This is a genomic window from Streptomyces hokutonensis (assembly GCF_000376565.1).
GTDB lineage: Bacteria > Actinomycetota > Actinomycetes > Streptomycetales > Streptomycetaceae > Streptomyces > Streptomyces hokutonensis.
In genome coordinates this window covers 22,173-40,776 of the sequence record NZ_BARG01000027.1, presented here as the reverse complement: position 1 = coordinate 40,776, position 18,604 = coordinate 22,173, and the positions used below count along the sequence as shown (strand labels likewise).

At 72.2% G+C, this 18,604-nt stretch carries 18 protein-coding genes; 9 read left to right on the top strand and 9 right to left on the bottom strand.

Annotation, left to right across the window (positions count from 1 at the left end; all coding sequences use genetic code 11):
* Positions 1-4: 4 nt before the first annotated feature.
* The 4 genes from SSP08S_RS15340 to SSP08S_RS15325 all read right to left on the bottom strand — a co-directional run bounded on the left by SSP08S_RS15340 (position 5) and on the right by SSP08S_RS15325 (position 6,188).
* Positions 5-658, bottom strand: coding sequence for a M15 family metallopeptidase (locus SSP08S_RS15340; RefSeq protein WP_026178513.1), 654 nt, complete (start codon positions 656-658; stop codon positions 5-7).
* A gap of 31 nt (positions 659-689) precedes the next feature.
* Positions 690-1,979, bottom strand: a complete 1,290-nt coding sequence (locus tag SSP08S_RS15335) for an ROK family transcriptional regulator (RefSeq protein WP_019068500.1) — start codon at positions 1,977-1,979, stop codon at positions 690-692.
* 66 nt (positions 1,980-2,045) lie between these two features.
* The gene (locus tag SSP08S_RS15330; protein WP_019068499.1) at positions 2,046-3,011 is read right to left on the bottom strand and encodes a phosphotransferase family protein; all 966 of its coding nucleotides are present in this window, start codon (positions 3,009-3,011) and stop codon (positions 2,046-2,048) included.
* A gap of 24 nt (positions 3,012-3,035) precedes the next feature.
* Complete coding sequence (locus SSP08S_RS15325; RefSeq protein WP_019068498.1) at positions 3,036-6,188, bottom strand: bifunctional cytochrome P450/NADPH--P450 reductase; 3,153 nt, start codon at positions 6,186-6,188, stop codon at positions 3,036-3,038.
* Positions 6,189-6,381: 193 nt separating this feature from the next.
* On the opposite strand from SSP08S_RS15325, the gene SSP08S_RS15320 reads away from it, so the two are divergent.
* The 4 genes from SSP08S_RS15320 to SSP08S_RS15305 all read left to right on the top strand — a co-directional run bounded on the left by SSP08S_RS15320 (position 6,382) and on the right by SSP08S_RS15305 (position 9,337).
* Positions 6,382-6,813, top strand: a complete 432-nt coding sequence (locus SSP08S_RS15320; protein ID WP_102133347.1) for a DUF6234 family protein — start codon at positions 6,382-6,384, stop codon at positions 6,811-6,813.
* 81 nt (positions 6,814-6,894) lie between these two features.
* Positions 6,895-7,494 carry a PAS domain S-box protein gene (locus SSP08S_RS15315; RefSeq protein ID WP_439654576.1) on the top strand — a complete coding sequence of 200 codons (600 nt, stop codon included), beginning with the start codon at positions 6,895-6,897 and terminating at the stop codon, positions 7,492-7,494.
* Between the two features lie 54 nt (positions 7,495-7,548).
* Positions 7,549-8,229, top strand: coding sequence for an SDR family NAD(P)-dependent oxidoreductase (locus SSP08S_RS15310; RefSeq protein WP_026178511.1), 681 nt, complete (start codon positions 7,549-7,551; stop codon positions 8,227-8,229).
* A 64-nt stretch (positions 8,230-8,293) separates the two neighbouring features.
* Entirely contained in the window at positions 8,294-9,337 is a 1,044-nt protein-coding gene (locus SSP08S_RS15305; RefSeq protein WP_019068494.1) for an MBL fold metallo-hydrolase, read from the top strand.
* A 49-nt stretch (positions 9,338-9,386) separates the two neighbouring features.
* Here the strand turns inward: SSP08S_RS15305 and SSP08S_RS15300 are convergent, their stop codons facing one another.
* Together SSP08S_RS15300 and SSP08S_RS55345 are read right to left on the bottom strand one after the other, a co-directional pair.
* A complete protein-coding gene (locus SSP08S_RS15300) occupies positions 9,387-9,824 on the bottom strand; it encodes a nuclear transport factor 2 family protein (protein WP_019068493.1) in 438 nt (145 codons plus the stop codon).
* Complete coding sequence (locus tag SSP08S_RS55345) at positions 9,821-10,708, bottom strand: aldo/keto reductase (RefSeq protein ID WP_245607888.1); 888 nt, start codon at positions 10,706-10,708, stop codon at positions 9,821-9,823. The genes SSP08S_RS15300 and SSP08S_RS55345 overlap by 4 nt, the downstream gene beginning before the upstream one ends.
* 119 nt (positions 10,709-10,827) lie before the next feature.
* Here SSP08S_RS55345 and SSP08S_RS15290 point away from each other — a divergent pair, with 119 nt between their 5' ends.
* The 3 genes from SSP08S_RS15290 (at position 10,828) to SSP08S_RS15280 (ending at position 14,726) form a co-directional block, all read left to right on the top strand.
* Positions 10,828-13,503 carry a winged helix-turn-helix domain-containing protein gene (locus SSP08S_RS15290; protein WP_245607887.1) on the top strand — a complete coding sequence of 892 codons (2,676 nt, stop codon included), beginning with the start codon at positions 10,828-10,830 and terminating at the stop codon, positions 13,501-13,503.
* A gap of 63 nt (positions 13,504-13,566) precedes the next feature.
* On the top strand, positions 13,567-13,836 hold the full coding sequence (locus tag SSP08S_RS15285; protein ID WP_019068490.1) for a DUF8691 family protein: 270 nt from the start codon (positions 13,567-13,569) through the stop codon (positions 13,834-13,836).
* Complete coding sequence (locus tag SSP08S_RS15280) at positions 13,833-14,726, top strand: alpha/beta hydrolase (RefSeq protein WP_019068489.1); 894 nt, start codon at positions 13,833-13,835, stop codon at positions 14,724-14,726. The genes SSP08S_RS15285 and SSP08S_RS15280 overlap by 4 nt, the downstream gene beginning before the upstream one ends.
* 23 nt (positions 14,727-14,749) lie before the next feature.
* On the opposite strand, the gene SSP08S_RS15275 is transcribed toward SSP08S_RS15280, so the two are convergent.
* Positions 14,750-15,640 (bottom strand): DUF3626 domain-containing protein, encoded by an 891-nt coding sequence (locus SSP08S_RS15275; RefSeq protein WP_019068488.1) that lies wholly within the window; start codon positions 15,638-15,640, stop codon positions 14,750-14,752.
* 83 nt (positions 15,641-15,723) lie between these two features.
* On the opposite strand from SSP08S_RS15275, the gene SSP08S_RS15270 reads away from it, so the two are divergent.
* Positions 15,724-16,218: an FBP domain-containing protein gene (locus SSP08S_RS15270; protein WP_019068487.1), complete on the top strand. Its 495-nt coding sequence runs from the start codon at positions 15,724-15,726 to the stop codon at positions 16,216-16,218.
* Positions 16,219-16,246: 28 nt separating this feature from the next.
* On the opposite strand, the gene SSP08S_RS15265 is transcribed toward SSP08S_RS15270, so the two are convergent.
* Positions 16,247-17,248 (bottom strand): quinone oxidoreductase family protein, encoded by a 1,002-nt coding sequence (locus tag SSP08S_RS15265; protein ID WP_019068486.1) that lies wholly within the window; start codon positions 17,246-17,248, stop codon positions 16,247-16,249.
* Positions 17,249-17,400: 152 nt separating this feature from the next.
* Between SSP08S_RS15265 and SSP08S_RS15260 the strand changes: the two genes are divergently transcribed.
* Positions 17,401-17,967, top strand: coding sequence for a CGNR zinc finger domain-containing protein (locus tag SSP08S_RS15260; protein WP_019068485.1), 567 nt, complete (start codon positions 17,401-17,403; stop codon positions 17,965-17,967).
* Between the two features lie 7 nt (positions 17,968-17,974).
* On the opposite strand, the gene SSP08S_RS15255 is transcribed toward SSP08S_RS15260, so the two are convergent.
* Positions 17,975-18,568, bottom strand: coding sequence for a TIGR03086 family metal-binding protein (locus tag SSP08S_RS15255; protein ID WP_019068484.1), 594 nt, complete (start codon positions 18,566-18,568; stop codon positions 17,975-17,977).
* Positions 18,569-18,604 lie beyond the last annotated feature (36 nt).

The window sequence follows — 18,604 nt, the reverse complement described above, 5'->3', positions numbered from 1 at the left end:
TTCCTCAAGTGGTCTCCTTCGGTCCGTACAGGGCGGCGGGCGCACCGCTCGTCAGCGCCCAGTAGCGATCCCCGTACGACCAGTGCCACCACTCCGTGGGGTAGTTGACGAGTCCGGCCGCGCCGAGGGCCTTGCCCAGGACGGCGCGGTTGGCCTTGGCCTCTGCGGTGATGTTGTCGGCCTCGGTGTAGCAAGCTCCGTCGCTCTGCTCCGGGTTGGCGTTCATCGGGGTACCCAGATCGAGTTCACGGCCGTCGGTGTCGGCGAGGGTCAGGTCGACGGCCGCGCCGGCGGTGTGCGGGGCGATCTCGGGCGGGGACACATAGCGGCTGGCGGCGGTCCGGATCCGGTCGGCGGACCAGTCCGGGTGGGCGGTGCGCAGTTCGGCGCCGTAACTCTCGAAGTAGCGGCGTTGGAGGGCCGGTGGCCGGTAGCCCTCGACGAACAGCAGGCGCAGGCCGTCGGGCAGCAGGGTTTCCGCCTTCAGGAGGCGGTCCAACACGCCCCGGCGCAGGAGGAGTTCGGCGCCGCTGTCGGAGTCCTTGTTCTTGCGGTCGTCGACCAGCAGTACGCCGCTCACGTCGACGAGGGGCTCCCCGCACTCCTCGACGGGGACGGCGGCGACCCGCGCGTCGGACATCAGGATGATCTCGCTCATGGGGGTGATCATCCCCCGACCGGCGGTCGTCTCAGTGAGGTGCCCGCTCCTCCAGCGCCGTACGCCAGGCCGGCGGTGGGCCCTCCGGTTCGGGCTCGGCTCGGCGGCCGCCTCGGGCGAAGAAGTCGGCGAGGGGGAGGATCGCGGCGCCGACGGTGACCGCGTCGGGGCCGAGGCGGCCCAGGTCGATGGTCACGCGGCCGGCGGGGTGGCGCAGCGCGTAGGCGGTGGCGTGATGGCGTACGGCGGGGAGGAAACGTGAGCCGAGCTGGAGTCCGGCCCAGCCGCCGATGAGGATGCGTTCGGGCTGGAAGAGGTTGATCAGGTCGGAGAGGCCGGCGCCGAGGTATTCGGCGGTCTCCTCCAGGACGGCGAGCGCGACGGGGTCCGCCTCGGCGCCGTCCGCCGGGTAGGCGGCGACCAGCAGCGCGGTCATCGCCGTTTCCTCGTCGGTGCCCTCGGGCGGGCGTCCGCCCTGCTCGCGCCAGCGGTCGAGGAGCGACTCGGCGCCCGCGTACGCCTCCAGGCAGCCGAGGGCTCCGCAACGGCAGCGGCGCCCGCGGACCCGTACGGTCAGATGGCCCCACTCGACGGCCCGGCCGTTCTCCACCTCGGGGGTCACGAGGCAGGCGCCGACGCCGGAGCCGAAGAGGACGACGATCGCGTTGCGCGCGCCGCGCCCGCCGCCGAACCACATCTCGGCCTGGCCGAGGGTCTTGGCCCCGTTGTCGATGAAGTACGGGACGGCGTCGGGGAGTTGGGAGGTGGAGCGGAGGAGTTCTTCCAGGGGGACCGCGTCCCAGCCGATGGTCTGGCCGTGGACCACCGCGCCGTGGTCCGGGGTGTGTTCGACTATCCCGGGGACGCCGATGCCGACGCCGAGGAGCTGCCCGGGCGCGATGTCGGCGGCGGCGAGGACTTCGGCTATGCCGTCGCGGATGTGGCCGACGATGACCTCGACCTCGTACCGCTGCTGCTCCAACGGGCGTTCGGCGCGGGCGAGTTCGGTGAGGGTGAGATCGAACAGCTCGACGCGGACCCGGGTCTCGCCGACATCGACGCCGATCATGTGGCCACTGTGCGGGGCGACTTGGAGGAGGGTGCGGGGACGGCCGCCGTCGGAGTCGACGCTGCCGGCCTCCTCGACCAGGCCGTCGGTGACGAGGTCCGCGACGACATTGCTGACCGAGCCGGAGCTGAGTCCGGTCGCCGGGCCCAGTTCGAAGCGGCTGAGGGGTCCGTCGAAGTACAGCCGTTGCAGCACGGCCGTGCGGTTGGCCCGCCTGAGGTCGCGTACCGTGCGCCCGTTCCGCCCCGCCATGTGGCTCCCTCCGAACCCTGCACCCTCTTAATTCACGCCCTGAACTAAGGGGCGGTGGAATGCACACTACGTGGTGGAAGCCGTCCCGTCGATCTCGCCGAGGGCGGCGAGCAGCTCGGGGCCGACCCGCTCGCGCCGCCAGCGGTTCTCCTCCGCGTTGAACTCCCTGGGGACCGCCTCGGCGAGCATGATCAGGTAGAGGTAGCTGCGGTAGAGGGCGTAGCGGAGTCCGGCCGACCGGTCGAACTCTGCCCGGCCGCCCGCTTCCCGGTAGCCCGCGAGGAACGCGTCGTCCTTCCTGATGTCGCCGAGCAGCGCCAAGGAGACGAAGTCGGCGAGGGGGTCGCCCCAGAACATGCGCTCGCCGTCGATGAGACCGCCGATGCGGGGTGCTCCGTTCGTGCGGTCGACCAGGATGTTGCCCTGCCAGAGGTCGAAGTGGACGGCGCGGGGGACGGTGATCTCGTCCAGGGCCGCGTAGGCGGAGCGGGCCGTGCGGGCGATGTCGTCGGCGGGCAGCGGCAGCCAGGCCCGGTAGCGGCGGGCGTCGTCGAGGACGGCGTCGTAGAGCGTGGTGAACGCGGTCCGCCAGTCGGGGGCGAGGGGGCCGAGGGCGCCGGAGGGGTAGCCGAAGCCGGGGCCGGTGATCTCGTGCAGACGGGCCAGCCGGCGCCCCAACTCCGTGCGCAGGACGGGTACTTCGGTGTCCGTGAGGGAGTCGTCCCAGGGCTCGCCCGGGCAGAGCGTCATGAGCAGGGTGTCGCCGTCCAGGACCATCACGCGCGGTGCCGCCACCCCGGCCTTCGCGGCGGCGCCGTAGAAGTCGGCCTCGGAGACGAGGAGTTGGCGCTCGTGGGCGAGGCCGGGGGCGGTGGGTGCGGTCTTGAGGACGTAGCGGGTGCCGTCGGTGAGGGTGAGTTCCTCGACGGTGTTGTAGGTGCCGCCGCCCATCGGGCGGAGGTGGGTGAGGCGGTCCGGCGGGATGCCCGCCGAGCCGAGGATCTTCCGGGCCCGCTCCCAGGAGTCCGTCACCGTGCGCCCACCTCTCCCGTTCGGTCAGCCTGCGGCGTACACGTCCTCGACGTAACGCCCGTCCGCCATCAGTCCGTTGAACCACCGCTCGGCGGCCGGTTCGTCGGCGCCGGGCGTGCGGTCCCGGTACAGGGTACGGAACGCCTCCCGCACCCCCGGTGCCATGCGCGCTCCGTCCCCGCACACGAACACCCGGGCACCCGCGTCCAGCAGGGCCCACACCTCGTCCGCCTCGGCGGCGATCCGGTGCTGGACGAAGGTCGCTCCGCCCTCCGGGGCGGCGCTGAAGGCCGGGCGCAGCGAGACGGCTCCGGCGCGCTCGGCGGCGCGGAGTTCGTCGGCGTGGAGGTAGTCGGCGTCGGGGGCGTCGCAGCCGAAGTAGCAGAGGGCGGAGTCGAGTTGGGCCCCGGAGGCGAGGGCGGCCGTACGGTCGGCGATGGTGCCGCGGAACGGGGCGAGGCCGGTGCCCGCCGCGATCATCACGACCGGGGTGGAGTCGTCGATGCGGAAGGCCTCGCGGCACGGCTGGACGCGGGCGTACACGGTGTCGCCCGGTGCGAGGGTGGCGAGGTGGCCGGAACCGGTCCCCCGGTACACGCCCTTGCCCGAGCGGGCCGGGGCCTCCAGCAGGGAGACCATCAGGTCCGCGTGGCCGGGGTCGACGGCGGGCGAGGACGAGATCGAGTAGTGGCGGGGGCGCAGCGGGGTGAGGAGGTCGAGGAGCGTGGGCCAGTCAAGGGCGCCGCGCAACGCCGGGTGGTCCTCGACGAGTTCGACGAAGGTGCGCGGGTCGTCGGTGAGGGCGGCCAGGGCGGTGCGCTCGGGCGGGCAGGGGTTGGCGGCGGCGAGCGCGACCAGTTGGGCGGCGGTCGGCCGGTCCTGCAGCTCGACGTAACGCGTGAGCAGTTGACGTACCGTCACGGGCCGGTCGACCGCGAGGCCGTCGCGGCGCGGGCGGGCCGGGCGGATGTCGAGGACGGTGTCGAGGTCGACGCCGAGTGCGGTGGCGGCGCGTTCGACGAGGGCGGGGGCGTTCGCGGGCAGGACGGTGAGGTGGTCGGCGGTCCGGTAGCCGGTGCCGTCCGGCAGGGCCACGCGGACGAAGCGCTTGCGGCGGGGGTGGCCGGGCGCGGTGAGGTCGCGGGCCTCGGTGACGGTCATCGGGACGAGGCCGTGCCGTTCGACGAGGGCGTCCAGGTGACCGCCGGTGAGGGTGCGGACCTCGTAGCCGGTGGCCGGTTCGACGGGGCCCGAGTCCGCGGCGTCGGGATCGCCGTATTCCGACAGAAGGGCCGTGCGCAGCCGTACCGTGAACTCCCTTACCGCGCCGGTGAGATCGCCGGAGGCGTCGGCCGCAGCGCGGTCGGTCAGGCGGGTGGCGCCGAGTTCGGCGAGGCGGGCGTCGATGCGGGTCGGCATGTGCTGGTAGGTGGCGGCCCAGTTGCGGTCGCCGACGCCGAGGACGGCGTAGGTCACGCCGGTGAGGTCGTGGTGCTCCTCCAGCCGGGCGGCGAAGGCGAGGGCGTCGTCGGTGGGGCGGCCGTTGTAGGAGGCGGCGGCGATGACGACGGGGCGGTCGGTGGGCAGGCCGTCGGCGTAGGCGTCCAGCGGCGCGACTTCGACGGAGCAGCCCAACACCGCAGCCCCATCGGCGAGTTGGGCGGCGAACTCGCGGCAGGTGCCGTAGTTGCTGCCGTGCAGGAAGAGGGCGCGGGTGCCGGGGCGGACACGGGTGGAGAGACCGGTCTCGACCACGGGAGCCGTGGCGGCCTCGACGGCGCCCGGCAGCGGTGGGTGCACCCGGTCGGCGGAGGTGCGCGGGGTGAGCGTCAGCGTGAAGCCGTCGGGCTTGAGGGTGAGGGTCTCCTTCACCGTGAGCCGGTAGTCCGCGTGGTCGTGGAGGCGGTAGCGGTGGACCAGCATCGCGAGCAGCATGGTCGCCTCGTGCAGCGCGAACTGCCGCCCGATACAGGCGCGTTCACCGGTGCCGAACGGCTTGAAGGCGTGCACGGAACGCGCCGCCTCCGCCTCGGGCGTGAAGCGCGAGGGGTCGAACAGCTCGGGGTTGTCGCCCCAGCCGGGCTGCCGGTGCAGCATCGGGGCGATCACGGTGACGGCCTGCCCGGCGCTGAGCGGGATGCGTCCGCCGAGCACCGTGTCCTCGAGCGCGTGCCGGCTGAACGCGGCGGCGGTGGGCCACAGCCGTAGCGCCTCGTTGAGCACCTGGCGGGTGTAGGTGAGCCGGCCGACCTCGTCGTAGGTCGGCTCCGGGTCCGCCGTGTCGCCCCACAGCAAGTCCACCTCGCGCTGCACGAGTTGGAGCACCGCGGGGTGCTTGGCCAGGTAGTACAGCGCGAAGGACATGGCGCCGGAGGTCGTCTCGTGGCCCGCGATCAGGAAGGTGATCACCTGGTTGCGGATGTTGGCGGTGTCGAGCTTCGTGCCGTCGTCCGGGTGTTCGGCGCTGAGCATGAGCCCGAGCAGATCCTGGGCCTCGCCCTGGTCGGCACCGGCGCGGGCGGCGATGACGTCGTCGACGACCTGGGCGAGGTGGTCGGCGTCGGCCCGGAAGGCGGCGTCGGCCGCCGAGTAGTCGTTGCCCGGCACGCGGGCCAGCCGGGTCATGCTCCACTCCAGGCAGCGGACCATCGACTCGACGAAGGGGTGCGGCTCGGCGCGCTCGAACGACCCGAAGTCGTAGTCGAATCCGGCGAGTCCGATGGTGTCGAGGGTCATCCGGGTCATGTCGTCGGGCACGTTCACCGGCTGTCCGTCGCGCGCGCCCCGGTCCCAGGCCCCGATGAGCCGGCGGGCCACCTTCAGCATCACGGGGTGGTAGGTGCGCATGGAGCCGAGCGCGAAGGCGGGCATCAGGATGTCGTGCGCCTTGGCCCAGTTGGGCTCGTCGTTGTACGCCGTGAAGAGTCCGTCGGCGGCGAAGGCCCGCACGTTCTCCAGGGCGGGCCCGACGTGCTTGGCGAACCGCCGCTCGTCGGCGAGGTCGGTCACCAGGTCGAGATCGCTGACGAACAACGTGTCCCGCCCGTGCAACCGCCGTACGAACACGGGCCCGTGACGGCGCATCAGGTCCATGATCTGCTGCATCGGGGTGCTGCCGGGGCCGGTCGCGGTGATGTCGACGACGGGGACGTTCAGGAGGGTGCCGGTGGGGGGCATGACGCGACAACTGCCTTTCGCGGTACGGAAGTACTGCGTTCCAGCGTGCTCGCCCCGGCCCGGCGGACCGCGCCACGGGACTACATGATCCTGTAGCGGGAACCACCGGTGGCGGCTTGCGCCGAGAACTCCGCCCGGCTATTGAGTGCGCGTACTCATGCGCGCCCCGCGACCGGCCCGGCAGGGTGTGGTCATGACGCGAGCCGTGCCCGAACATCCGCCCCGGTACCGCAGATGGCCGTGGTCCAGCAGGACGTCCGCCCGTTCGGACATCGCCGTCTCCGTCCTCCTGTTCCTCGGCGAACTCGCCACCCTCGTCTGGGCGACGTTCAGCCACGGCATGACGGTCTGGGCCGCGCAGGGCGACCAGCGCGAGATCGACGCGGAGACACTCGCGAACATCGCCTGGATGGAACACTTCTTCTACGTCGTGCTCGCTCTGGCGGTACTCTCGGCGCTGTCCCGCGCACCGTGGTCGCTGGTGGCGAACCTCCTGATCGCCCTGCTGGTGGCCGCCCTGTTCACGGGCGCTCAGCACGACTACGACGAAGCCCATCCGGACCCCACGCCCACACCGGGCGTCCACTACACGCCCTGCCTCAGCGGCAGCGGGACCTGCCACTGAACCTCCCTCGTCTCTCATGGTTGTGTAGTGCCGGTGGACTGGAATCGCAGGGAGGGCGTCGTGTGGCGCAACCGTGCCCTGATGCTCTTCGACCGGGTCGCGGTGCCGGTCGCGGTGTGCGATGTGTACGGCATGGTGCAGGCGGCCAATCCCGCGATGGCGGCCGAGTGCGGTACGACACCGGGCCGGCTGCGCGGCCAGGACGTGCTCGACCTGTTCCGGCCGCAGGAGTCGGACCAGGTGGAGCGGATCGCGCAGGCGCTGCGGCTGCGGCACCGCTCGCGGTACCAGGTGTCGGTGCGCTGGCGGGCCCCGGACGGCACCGAGCGCCATGGGGAGCTGACGGCCGACCCGGTCAGTGACACCGTGGAGGACACTCCGGCGCTGCTGGTGATGCTGCGCGTACAGGGCGAGGCCGCGCCCGCCGAGCCGGTCCCCGCGCGGGTCACCCTCATCGAGGCCCGCATCCTGGCGCTGCTCGCCGGCGGCGCCACCAGCGCCCGAGCGGCCCGCGAGACGGGTCTCACGACCGACGGCGTGACCTATCACCTACGGCGCCTGTCGGCCCGCTGGGGCGCGGCGAACCGTACCGAACTGGTCGCCCGCGCCTATGCGTTGGGCGTGCTCGCCATCGGCGTATGGCCACCGGTGGCAGCGGGCCGGATCACCGGAATCCGGTGAGGACCGCTCACCTGTCCCGCGGCGAACCTTGGCGCACGACAAGGAGGCGGTCTCGTGAGCGGACGTGTGGCGGTAGTGGTCGGTGCGGGTGGCGAACTGGGTTTCGCCACCTCGGTGGTTCTCGCGGACGCGGGGTTCAGCGTGACGGCGGTCGACCGCACGGCCAAGACACTGGAGGCGTTGCCCGACGGCATCCGCCGGGAGGTGGGTGACGCGACCGACCGGGCCGTGGCCAAGGATCTCGTCGACCGGATCGCCGCCGAGTCGGGTCCTCCCGAGGTGCTGGTGAACACGCTCGGGGCGTTCCGCCCGGGAGACGCGCTCAGTGCGACCCCCGAGGACCTGCGCCTCATGCTGGACGTCAACCTCGCCGCCGCGCTGTGGCTGAGCCAGGCCGTGACGCCGTACATGCGGGAGCGCGGCGGGGGCGCCATCGTGCACGTGTCCGCCCGGCCGGCGTCCGAACCGACCCCAGGGACGGCCGCGTACAGCCTCGGCAAGGCGGCGCTCAACCACCTCGTCCGCGTCCTCGACCTGGAACTGCGCCCGGACGGCATCCGCGTGAACGCGGTGGCGCCCCAACTCCTCGACACCGCAAGGAACCGGGCGGTGTTCCCGCCGCAGGCGCTCGCGCACGCCGTCCGGCCGGAGGCGATCGCGGACGTCATCGCCTTCCTGGCCGGCGACCTCGCGGAGCACATCAGCGGAGCGATCGTGCCGGCCTACGGCGCCTGAGACCCACGTCCTTCTCGTACGGCATCACCTCCCCCGCGTCATCGACCGACTGGAGCAGATCACCATGTCCTCGACGAACCGCCGCTCTTTCCTCGCCACCGGTGCGGCGCTGGCAGCCGTCCCCACCGTGGCCGCGCTCGCCGGCCCGGCATCGGCCGCCACCTCCACCGACCTGCCCGACTACGCGCCCATCCCGCCCTCCGCGCTCGGCCCCGCCGTCAACGCGCAGGGCTACTACGTCGGCCGGATCGAGAAGAACTTGTACTGGGTGACCGACGGCACCTACCAGGCGGCGTTCCTGACGACCCGTGAGGGTGTCGTGCTCTTCGACGCGCCGCCGACCATCGGGCACAACCTCCAGCGCGCGATCGACGAGATCGCCGCCGCCAACGGCGTCTCCAACAGAGTGACCCATCTGGTCTACTCCCACCACCACGCCGACCACCTCGGCGCCTCGTCGCTGTTCGGCAAGAACGTGGTGCGGATCGGCCACGCCGAGACCAGGAAACTGCTGGCCCGTGACAACGACCCGGCCCGGCCGGTCCCGGACATCACCTTCGAGAAGAGCCACACGCTGCGGGTCGGCGGCGAGCGCGTCGAACTGGCCTGGCACGGCACGAACCACACCCCCGACAACGTCTACATCCACCTGCCCGCCCACAGGACCCTGATGCTCGTCGACGTCCTGCTGCCCGGCTGGGTCCCCTTCGACAGCTTCAACCTCAACGAGGACGTCCCCGGCTCCATCGCCGCCCCGGCCAAGGCCATGAGCTACCCGTGGAAGCACTTCGTCGGCGGCCACATCGGCAGGCTCGGCAACCGCCAGGACATGGTCGTCTACCAGCAGTACGTGGACGACATCATCACCAATGTCAAGAAGGCGCTCACGGCGGTCGACCCGACGCCGTTCTTCGTGAAGTACGGCAACAACTCGTGGGCCGCGGTCAAGGAGTACCAGGCGGCCCAGGTCGCCTACGCCTCCGCGCCGGTCATCAAGAAGTACACCGGCGTCCTCGCGGCCGCCGACGTCTACACGGCCAGTACGACGTTCATCATCCTCGAATCCCTCCGCCTCGACCTCGGCGTGGACTCGCAGGTCCATGCGTGAGTGATCCCGCTCGGCCCGCCCCGGACACCGCGGCGGGCCGAGCCCGGGGTCAGGAGTGCAGGGCCTCGCCCAGTGCGCCGAGGACGCCGAGCTGGGTGAGGATCACCGTGCCCGACGGATAGCAGTCGAAGCGTTTGATCTTCCCGTCCACCAGCTCGAACACATCGCAGCAGGGGGCGTCCATCCGGTTCCCGGTCGGCTGGAGCGTCCCGTCGCCGAGGCTCAGCGGGCCGTTGTGGGTGCCCTGGAGCGCCAGTTGTACGACGACGACGTCCCCGCTGACGTAGACCTGGTAGAGCTCGCGGTGCATGTCGGGGAAGGCGCGCCCGTAGTTCTCCACGGGGAAGGCACGGTCCCGGCCGCGGTAGGTGACGCCGACCGACTCGTCGGTGAACGTCCCGTCCTCGGTGAAGGCGTCGAGCCAGCCCTCGATGTCCTTGACCTCGGCCGTCTGGTAGGCCTTCCGGACGATCTCTTCGTTGTTCATGCGGGTTCCTCCTCGGGCTTGTGCTGCTCGGTGTCGGGAAAGTGCCGTCTCAACTCCGCGCGGGCCTCGTCGTCGATGCCGACGTCGGCGGCGGCGAGGTTCTCGGCCAGATGCGCTCGGGTACGGGTTCCGGGGATCAGCAGGACGTTCGGCGCGAGGTCGAGCAGCCCGCCGAGGGCGATCCGCGCGGGGGTGACGCCGAGCCGGGCGGCCTGGGCGACGACGGCCGGGTTCGCGAGGATCCGGTGCCGCACCTGACCGGGCCAGCCGAGCGGGCAGTACGGGACGAAGGCGATGCCCCGCCGCTCGCATTCCCTGAGGACGTCCATGGAGCGCTGGTCGGCCAGGTTGAAGAGGTTCTGCACACAGACGATCTCCGTCTGCGCGACGGCTCTCAGCAGCTGTCGTAGGGAGACATGACTGAGGCCGACGCCCTCGATGAGCCCCTCTTCGCGGGCCTGGACCAGCGTCGCCACCTGGGCGTCGAACCGGCCGTCCGGTGTCTCGGACGGGTCCACCATCCGCAGGTTGACCGCCGCGAGGCGGCTCACGCCGAGTGCGGTCAGGTTCTCCTCGATGCCCTGCCGGAGCAGGGACGGCCGGTCACTGCTGCGGGCGCCGACCTTGCTCACGATCGCCAGTCCGTCCGGGTAGGGATGCAACGCCTCCCGGACGAGTTCGTTCACCGTGCCCGCTCCGTAGAACTGCGCGGTGTCGATGTGGTCCACCCCGGCGTCGACCACCGCGCGCAGCACCCGCAGCGCCTCGTCGCGGTCGCGCGGTGGCCCGAAGACCCCGTCGCCGGAGAGCTGCATCGCGCCGTAGCCGACCCGGTGCACCCGTCTCGGTCCCAGGGGAAAGGTCCCGCCCAGCTGCTCTCTCACACCGTCTCCTGTCGGCTCACCCATGTGCCTCGCCCTTCGCGCGGGTGGCCAGGATCGCCGCCGTGGGGGTGACCGGTCGTCGCCGGGATGCGGTGATTCGCATCGACTACGCTGGCCGCGTGACCAGAGGACATGGCGTCATGCCCGACCTGCCGGCCACCGCGGGCACCGCCCGCGTCCCGGGCCGGGGCCGCCCGGGTCTCATCGACCGCCGCGACCTGATCGCCGCCCTGGACCGCGCGTCCGAGCAGCGGGTGACGATGATCTCCGCGCCCGCCGGCAGCGGAAAGACCTCACTGCTGCGCGCGTGGGCCGACCGGCCGGGACGGGACCGCCGTATCGCGTTCCTGTCGGTACGGCCGGGTCAGCAGGACGCGCAGCTGTTCTGGTCCGCCCTGCTGGAGGCCGTCCGTGGCGCGACGGGCGCCACCGAGCCACTGCCCACGGCGCCCGGTTTCGACGGGGGCGCGATGGTGGACAAGGTGCTGTCCGAGATCGCCGCGTCCGGCAGCACCCTCTATCTCGTCATCGACGACCTGCACGAGCTCGGCTCCGCGGAGGCCGCCGGACAGCTCGCGGCCCTGCTGACGGCGCTCCCCCGAGGCGTCCACGCGATCGTCGCGACCCGGCACGACCCGCCGCTGCATCTCCACCGGCTGCGCCTGACCGGGGAGTTGGCCGAGATCCGCGCCGCGCAGCTGCGGTTCAGCGAGGCCGAGACCCGTGATCTCCTCGCCGCGTCCGGAGTCTCGCTGCCCGACGACGTGGCCGGTCTGCTGCACCGGCGGGCCGAGGGCTGGGCGGCCGGGCTGCGGCTCGCGGTGCTCTCGCTGGCCGGGCACCCGGACCCCGAGCGGTTCGTCGCCGAGTTCTCCGGCAGCCACCGTACGGTCGCCGAATACCTGATGGCGGAGATGCTGGAGCGCCAACCGCCCCATGTACAGCGGTTGTTGCTGCGCACCTCCCTGCCCGACCGGATCAACGGCGAGCTGGCCGATCTGCTCACCGGCGCGACCGGCTCGGAGCGCGTCCTGCTGGAGCTGGAGGACGCCAACGCGTTCGTGGTGTCGCTCGACCCCGAGCGCACCTGGTTCCGCTACCACCACATGTTCGCCGACCTGCTCCGGCTGGAACTGCGCCGCACCGTCCCGGAGGCCATCCCGGAACTGCACCGGCTGGCCGCGCGCTGGTTCGCCGAACACTCCCGGGCCGTGGATGCCGTACGACATCTGCAGGCCGCCGGGGACTGGTCCGAGGCGGCGCGGCTGCTCACCGACCACACGGTCAGCCTGACGCTCGACGGGCAGGCCGGGAGTGTGGTGGCGCTGCTGCGCGCGTTCCCGGCGTGCATCGGCGAGGACTCCCCGGAACTGGCCCTGGTGTACGCCAACGCCGATCTGCACCAGCACCGGCTGGAGGAGGCGCGGGCGCATCTCGAGATCGCCGGGGCGTACGCCGAGACGACTCCGCCGGACCGGCGGTCGCGGCTGCGGACGGCGATCGCGTCCCTGGATCTGCTGCTGGCCCGGCTGCGCGGGCACTTCGACGCCGTGTTCGAGCAGACCGACGCGCTGCCCTCGCCCGCCGAGGGCCGCTCCAACACCGAGATCGCGCTCGCCAGTGACCTGCGGGCCCTCGCGCTGCTGAACCTGGGAGTCACCGAGGCCTGGTCGCTGCGGCTCGACGACAGCGAGCGTCACCTCCTGGAGGGCGCCGCGCTCGCCCGGGACATCGGCCGCCCCTATCTCGAGGTGGCCTGCCGCGCCCATCTGGGCTTCGCCTCCGGCAGCCGTTCCCTCGCGCTGGTCCGGCAGCGCTCCGAGGAAGCCGTGGCGCTGGCCGCCCGCTGCGGGTGGGACGCCGCGGCGGTGATCGCGCCCGCCCAGGCCACCCTGGCCGGGACGCTGATCTGCACGGGCGAGTTCGACCGGGGCGAGCAGTGGCTCGACCGCGCCCGGCACGTCACCCGGTCCGAGGGCGAACCCGGCGTACGTCTACTGGTCCATCTGACCTCCGCGATGCTGTCCGCCGCGCGCGGTCAACTCCCGGAAACGCTGGCCGAGTTGACCGCCGCCGAGCAGGTGCAGGCGCACATGGTGAGCCGGCACGGGCTGTCGTCCCGGGTGACCGCCTGGACGATCGCCACCCGAGCCCGCCTCGGGACGGTCGACCGCGCACGCGCGGACCTCGACGCCCTCGACGACCGGCAGTCCGCCGCCGCCGAGATCCGCAACGCCGACGCGGTGCTCCACCTCGCCGAGCGGGACCCGGCCGGTGCCCGCCGCGCACTGCGCCCGGTCCTGGACGGCACCGCTCCCGTCGCCTCCTTCCTCACCCCGATCGAGGCCCGGCTCCTGGACGCGCTCGCCTGCCGCGACCTCGGCGACGGGCAGGCGGCGGGAGCGGCCGTGGAGGAGGCCCTGAACCTCGCCGAGCCGGACCGGACGATCCTGCCCTTCGTGACGACCGGCGCCTGGGAACTGCTGGACGCCCTGCCGCGCACCACCTCGCACGCCGCGCTGGTCTCCGACATCCTCGACACCGTCCGCGGCGACACCCCGGACCGGTCGGCGCCCCCGGGTCCGGCCGAGGACCTCAGCCCGAGCGAACTGCGCGTCCTGCGCTATCTGCCGACGAACCTCACCCGCCCCGAGATCGCCGCCGAACTGTCGGTCTCGCTCAACACCGTCAACACCCACATCCGGCGGATCTACGCCAAGCTCGGCGCCGGGGACCGGTCCTCGGCGGTGCACCGCGGCCGTGAACTGAGGCTGCTGTCGAACGGCCGCGGCTGAGCGCCCGCACGATCACCGGATTCCGGCGACGCGGGTTCACCCGACCCTGAGGACCATGGGGGCATGGGTGATGACCCCGTCATGTACGAGATCCGGGTCGGCTGCCATCTCGGCCCCACCCTGCTGACGGCGTTCCCCGCGTTCGAGCCGGAGCAGCAGGGTACCGAGACGGTGCTCACCGGGCTGCTGCCGGACACCGCGGCGCTCTTCGGCGTCCTCGCCCAGGTCGAGGCCCTGGGACTCGACCTCCTGGAAGTGCGCAAGGTACGGCCCGCACCGGCCGAGCGGAGTGCGCCGGCCGATCCACCCCCGTCGAACGGAGACGCTCCGTGAGCACCGAGCAGCAACAGACCATCGACGCGTTCCTCCGCCAGTCGCCCTTCCCCCTCGACGCCGATGTCGAGGAGCTGCGGCGGCTGCTGCACGCGGCGACGTCGGCGCAGCCGCTGCCTCCCGAGGTGAAGGCGGTACCGACCACGCTGGGCGGTGTCCCCGTCGTCGAAGTCACGGTCGACGGCGTCGAACCCCGCCATGTCGTCCTGTACTTCCACGGCGGTGTCTACCTCCTGGGGGACGCCCTCAGCTCGGCCGGTCTGGCCGCGCAGGTCGGCGGGCGGACCGCCGCCAAGGCCTACTCCGTCGAGTACCGGCTCGCCCCCGAACACCCGTATCCGGCGGCGGTGGACGACGCGTTGGCGGTCTACGAAGCCCTGCTGGCCGATGGTGTCGATCCCTCGGACATCGTCTTCTCGGGCGAGTCGGCGGGCGGTGGACTCGCTGTCGCCACCCTGGTCAACGCCCGCGACCACGGACTGCCCCTGCCGGCCGCGGCCTTCGTCATGTCTCCGTACGTCGACCTCACCCTCTCCGGGGCGTCCATCGACACCAAGGAGGCGGCCGACCCGCTGTTCTCCCGGGAACTCCTCGAACCCCTCGTCGCCGGCTACACGGCGGGACAGGACCCCGCGCTCGGCCTGATCAGCCCGATCTTCGCCGACCTCTCCGGCCTACCGCCCCTCCTCGTCCAGGTCGGCAGCCACGAGGTCCTCCTCGACGACGCCGTACGCCTCGCCGCGCGGGCCGCCGCCGCGGACGTGGAGGTCACCCTCGACGTCACCCCCGGGGTACCGCACGTCTTCCAGGCCTACGGTCCGATCCTCGACGAGGCCGGCGCCGCGCTGGACCGGGCCGGACAGTTCCTGACCGCACAGCTCGGAGCCTGAAGTCCGCGTCACCCCCGTCCAGTTCAGCCCGTCCACGCCACCGGCCGACCGCGGCCGTCCACCGCCGTCCCCGCTCCCGCCGGCGCCCCGAAGCGGGCCAGGGTGTGCCAGACCATCTTCAGGTCCTGGAGTTCATGGCGTCCGGTGCGGGCCGCGTCGCCGATGATCCGGGGGTCGAGCACGCCCTTCTCTGCGATACGGGCGCCGAGTTCGGCGTACTCCTGCCCTCGGTAGTCCGCGTGCCGCCTCAACTCGCCCACGGTGAGCCGGTATCCGGGGTGCCATTCGACCGGGCAGGGCAGGCGGCGGGCGGCGGTCTCGACGGGGGTTCCTCGGTAACTGGCGTCCAGGACAAGGGCCTCGGCGTCCCGGGCGAGATCGACTCCGCCGTGCACCTGTGCCTCGATGTAGTCGTTGAGGGCGTCCTGCTCGTCGGCCTCGGCGAGCGCGATCAGCGACATGCCGGCGGCGACGCCGAAGTCGGTCGGTTCGGCGGCGCTGTCGGGGTAGCAGAAGGTGGCCCGGGCGAGGGCCGCGCCGTTCAGCCGGAGGTGCGAGGAGCCGAACCTCGGTGCTGCGCCGACCAGTTGGCGCCGGAAGTTCAGCGCGCCGTACACCGGTCGCTCGGCGGCGGGCGCCCCGTCGTAGGCCCCGGCGAAGATCCGGCTCTCCCAGCGCCAGCGGTCGCCGCCGGGGTGGGCGGTGAGGCCGCCGTTGCTGGTGCCGGTCACGAACTGCGAGTGGTACGTGCCGTCCTGGGCCAGCGCGTCGAGGATCGGTCGTCCTGCCGCCATGCGGTCGGGGTGGAAGTTGAGGGTGATACGCAGTCGCGGGTCGACGGCCGGGCCCGACGACCTGGCCGCGACATGGCGCAGCGCCCGCGTCTGGCGTGCCCCGACATCCCCGAAATCCATTGGCTCCCCCACCGCTCACCTCACTACCCTGGACCAAAACCTAGACCCTCTAGGTTTCGGACACCGCCCCAGGAGACTCCCCCATGAGATCACTCACCGAGCACGACATCCGCAACTCATTTGTCAACTGCTCGAAGGGCGAGGCGAAGCGGCTGGCGGTCCCCCGCGATCTCGACAGCCGCCCCTGGGACGACCTGGACTTCCTGGGCTGGCGGGATCCGGGGGCGCCGGACCGCAGTTATCTGGTTGCCGAGCAGGCGGACGGGCCGGTCGGGGTCACCCTTCGGTTCCCGTCCGCGCAGCGCGGCTTTCTGCACCGGAGCATGTGTTCGCTGTGCGTGACGACCCACCCGGGCGGCGGGGTCTCCCTGATGACCGCGCGCAAGGCGGGCCCGGCCGGCCGTGAGGGCAACTCGGTCGGCCTGTACATGTGCACCGACCTCGCCTGTTCCCTCTATGTGCGCGGCAGGAAGATCCCCGAGTCGGGCATCCGCATCGAGGAGAGCCTGACCGTGGAGCAGCAGATCGAGCGGACGGTGGGCAATCTGACCGCGTTCCTCGACAAGCTGTACGTCTGACGTCAGTCCCCGAGTTGCACGTCCGGCGTCACTCCCCCGGTACCGCGATGACGATCTTGCCCCGGTTGTCGCGGCGCTCCAGCCGCTCGTGGGCGGCACGCGCCTCCGCCAGGGGTATGACGGTCTCGATCGGCACGCGGTAGGTGCCGGCGGCGACCCGCTCGGCCAGTTCACGCAGGTCGGGGCGGGGGTCGTAGCCGCCGTGGACCTGGAGGTTGGTGAGCTGGAAGCCGAGGATCGACGCGTTCTTCGGGTAGAAGTCGCGGGTGTCGACGGTGCCGGCCTCCAGGGCGACATTGGCGAGGGCGACGACCCGGCCGCCGTGTCCGATCTCGCGCAGGCTGCGGCCGAAGGCCCGGCCGCCGACGGTGTCGAGGACGACGTCCGCGCCGCGCCCGTCGGTCAGTCGCAGCACCTCGTCGACCTCGGCGTCCTCCGGGTGTGCCGAGGTGTCGATGGTCGCATGGGCGCCGAACTCCCCTGCCCAGGCGGCCTTTTCGGGTGATCCGGCGAGTGCGACGACCCGGGCTCCGGTCTCGGCCGCGATCTGTACGGCCGCGCTGCCGACCCCGCTCGCGGCGGCCTTCACGACCACCGTGTCCTCCTTGGTGACCCGGGCGAGATGGCGCAGGCAGTACCAGGCCGACAGCCAGGCGACGGGCAGCGCGGCGGCGTGCGTGAGCTCGATCCCGTCGGGCAGGGCGGTCACCTGGGTCTCGGGCACGGCCGCCAACTCGGCATAGAAACCAGGTGAGTTCACACCGTCGAGGGCCACGACCCGCTGGCCGACCGAGAATCCGGTGACGCCCTCCCCCACCGCGGCGACGGTACCGGCGCCTTCCACGCCCGGGATCAGCGGCGGGCGCCCGGCCCGGTGGTAGTTGCCGGACCTGATCAGGGCGTCCGCGCGATTCACGCCCGCCGCGGCGACCCGCACCAGTACCTGCCCCGGACCCGCGACCGGGTCGGGCACCTCGACCGGCACCAGCACCTCGGGCCCGCCGAACTCGTCGATCCGTACCGCACGCATACCGCCACCCACTCCCTGTCGCGGCCACCGAACCCGGCCGACACCACTTGAACTGGTGTCACCATGCGACACCGGACGAACTGGTGTCAAGGCATGCCTGCGTTCCTCGCGCACACCGCATGAACCGGTGTGCGCGAGGTACGCTCGCTGTCATGACCACCCCGCCCGTCTTCCCGTTCATCGGCGGACGCCCGTGCCTGAACTTCGTGGCGACGCTCGGCAAACGGCACGCCACTCCCGTCGAACGGCTCCCCGATCCGGCCGCCCTGGCCGCCTGGATCACGGAGGCGGAACTGTCGACGGACACCGAACCGGTGCGGGTCACGGCCCGGGAGCTGACCGACGCGCGCACCCTCCGCGAGGCGCTCTACCGGGTCCTACGGGACGCGATGGCCGGGCGGAAACCGGCGGCAGCCGATGTCGAGCGGGTCAACGAGGCCGCCGCGCGCCCGGATCTCGCACCCCAACTGGGCGAGCGGCGCTGGAAGTCGGCGCATCCGGCGCGCGCGGCGCTGGCGACCGTCGCCCGGGACGGCGTCCTGCTGGTCGGCGGTCCGCTGCTGGAGCGGGTCAAGGAGTGCGAGAACCCGGAGTGTTCGCTGCTGTTCCTGGACGACTCCCAGGCCCGCCGCCGCCGTTGGTGCTCGATGGACCGCTGCGGCAACCTCGCGAAGATCGCGGGCTATCGGTCGCGCAGTCGGGCGGCCGTGGCCAAGTGAATCCGGGTCAGGACGCGGCAGGCGTCCAGTGCGGGTCGCGGCCGAGGAAGGCGAGCAGTGACTCGGCCCGGTCGTAGTCGGCCATCACCTCGCGGGCGGGTGCGAACACCCGGTAGGCATCCCGGAGTTGGTCGACGAGCCGGTCCGCGGCCGGCCAGATTCCTTCCGCCAGGTCCGGCGTCAGTGGCCGGTTCTGGCCGGTGGCCACCGCGATGTCCCAGGCGTGCACGGCCGCGTCCATGGCGGCCGTCGCCGCGGCGAACGGGAGGGGCATCGGGCCGAGCGGGGTCGGCACCTGGTCGGCGTCGGCGGGCAGTTGGGCATAACCCTCGGCCACCGCGCGGAGCACCTTGTCGAGTTCGGCGACCGGGTCTCCGTCCAGTGCGTCGGCGGGGTGGAAGGGGTCGGAGCCGGGCCGGTCGCCGGTGAGGGCGAGGCCGTAGGCCTGCTGGTCGATGCGCGCGTGGTTGAGGACCTGGCGTACCGTCCACTCGGTGCACGGCGTGGGTGCCGACCAGGCGCTCCCGGGCACGGCGGCGATCACCTCGCGCAGGTAGTCGTGCGAGCGGGTCAGTACCTCGATGCCCTGGGTGTTCGTCATGACTGTCGGCCTCCCCTTCGTCCCGTCCGGTGAGGA

What these genes read in the sequence shown, in the direction of transcription:
- SSP08S_RS15340 (WP_026178513.1), bottom strand. Translation starts at nt 658, where the DNA reads ATGAGCGAGATCATCCTGATGTCCGACGCGCGGGTCGCCGCCGTCCCC.
- SSP08S_RS15335 (WP_019068500.1), bottom strand. Translation starts at nt 1,979, where the DNA reads ATGGCGGGGCGGAACGGGCGCACGGTACGCGACCTCAGGCGGGCCAAC.
- SSP08S_RS15325 (WP_019068498.1), bottom strand. Translation starts at nt 6,188, where the DNA reads ATGCCCCCCACCGGCACCCTCCTGAACGTCCCCGTCGTCGACATCACC.
- SSP08S_RS15320 (WP_102133347.1), top strand. Translation starts at nt 6,382, where the DNA reads ATGACGCGAGCCGTGCCCGAACATCCGCCCCGGTACCGCAGATGGCCG.
- SSP08S_RS15315 (WP_439654576.1), top strand. Translation starts at nt 6,895, where the DNA reads ATGCTCTTCGACCGGGTCGCGGTGCCGGTCGCGGTGTGCGATGTGTAC.
- SSP08S_RS15305 (WP_019068494.1), top strand. Translation starts at nt 8,294, where the DNA reads ATGTCCTCGACGAACCGCCGCTCTTTCCTCGCCACCGGTGCGGCGCTG.
- SSP08S_RS15300 (WP_019068493.1), bottom strand. Translation starts at nt 9,824, where the DNA reads ATGAACAACGAAGAGATCGTCCGGAAGGCCTACCAGACGGCCGAGGTC.
- SSP08S_RS15285 (WP_019068490.1), top strand. Translation starts at nt 13,567, where the DNA reads ATGGGTGATGACCCCGTCATGTACGAGATCCGGGTCGGCTGCCATCTC.
- SSP08S_RS15275 (WP_019068488.1), bottom strand. Translation starts at nt 15,640, where the DNA reads ATGGATTTCGGGGATGTCGGGGCACGCCAGACGCGGGCGCTGCGCCAT.
- SSP08S_RS15270 (WP_019068487.1), top strand. Translation starts at nt 15,724, where the DNA reads ATGAGATCACTCACCGAGCACGACATCCGCAACTCATTTGTCAACTGC.
- SSP08S_RS15265 (WP_019068486.1), bottom strand. Translation starts at nt 17,248, where the DNA reads ATGCGTGCGGTACGGATCGACGAGTTCGGCGGGCCCGAGGTGCTGGTG.
- SSP08S_RS15260 (WP_019068485.1), top strand. Translation starts at nt 17,401, where the DNA reads ATGACCACCCCGCCCGTCTTCCCGTTCATCGGCGGACGCCCGTGCCTG.
- SSP08S_RS15255 (WP_019068484.1), bottom strand. Translation starts at nt 18,568, where the DNA reads ATGACGAACACCCAGGGCATCGAGGTACTGACCCGCTCGCACGACTAC.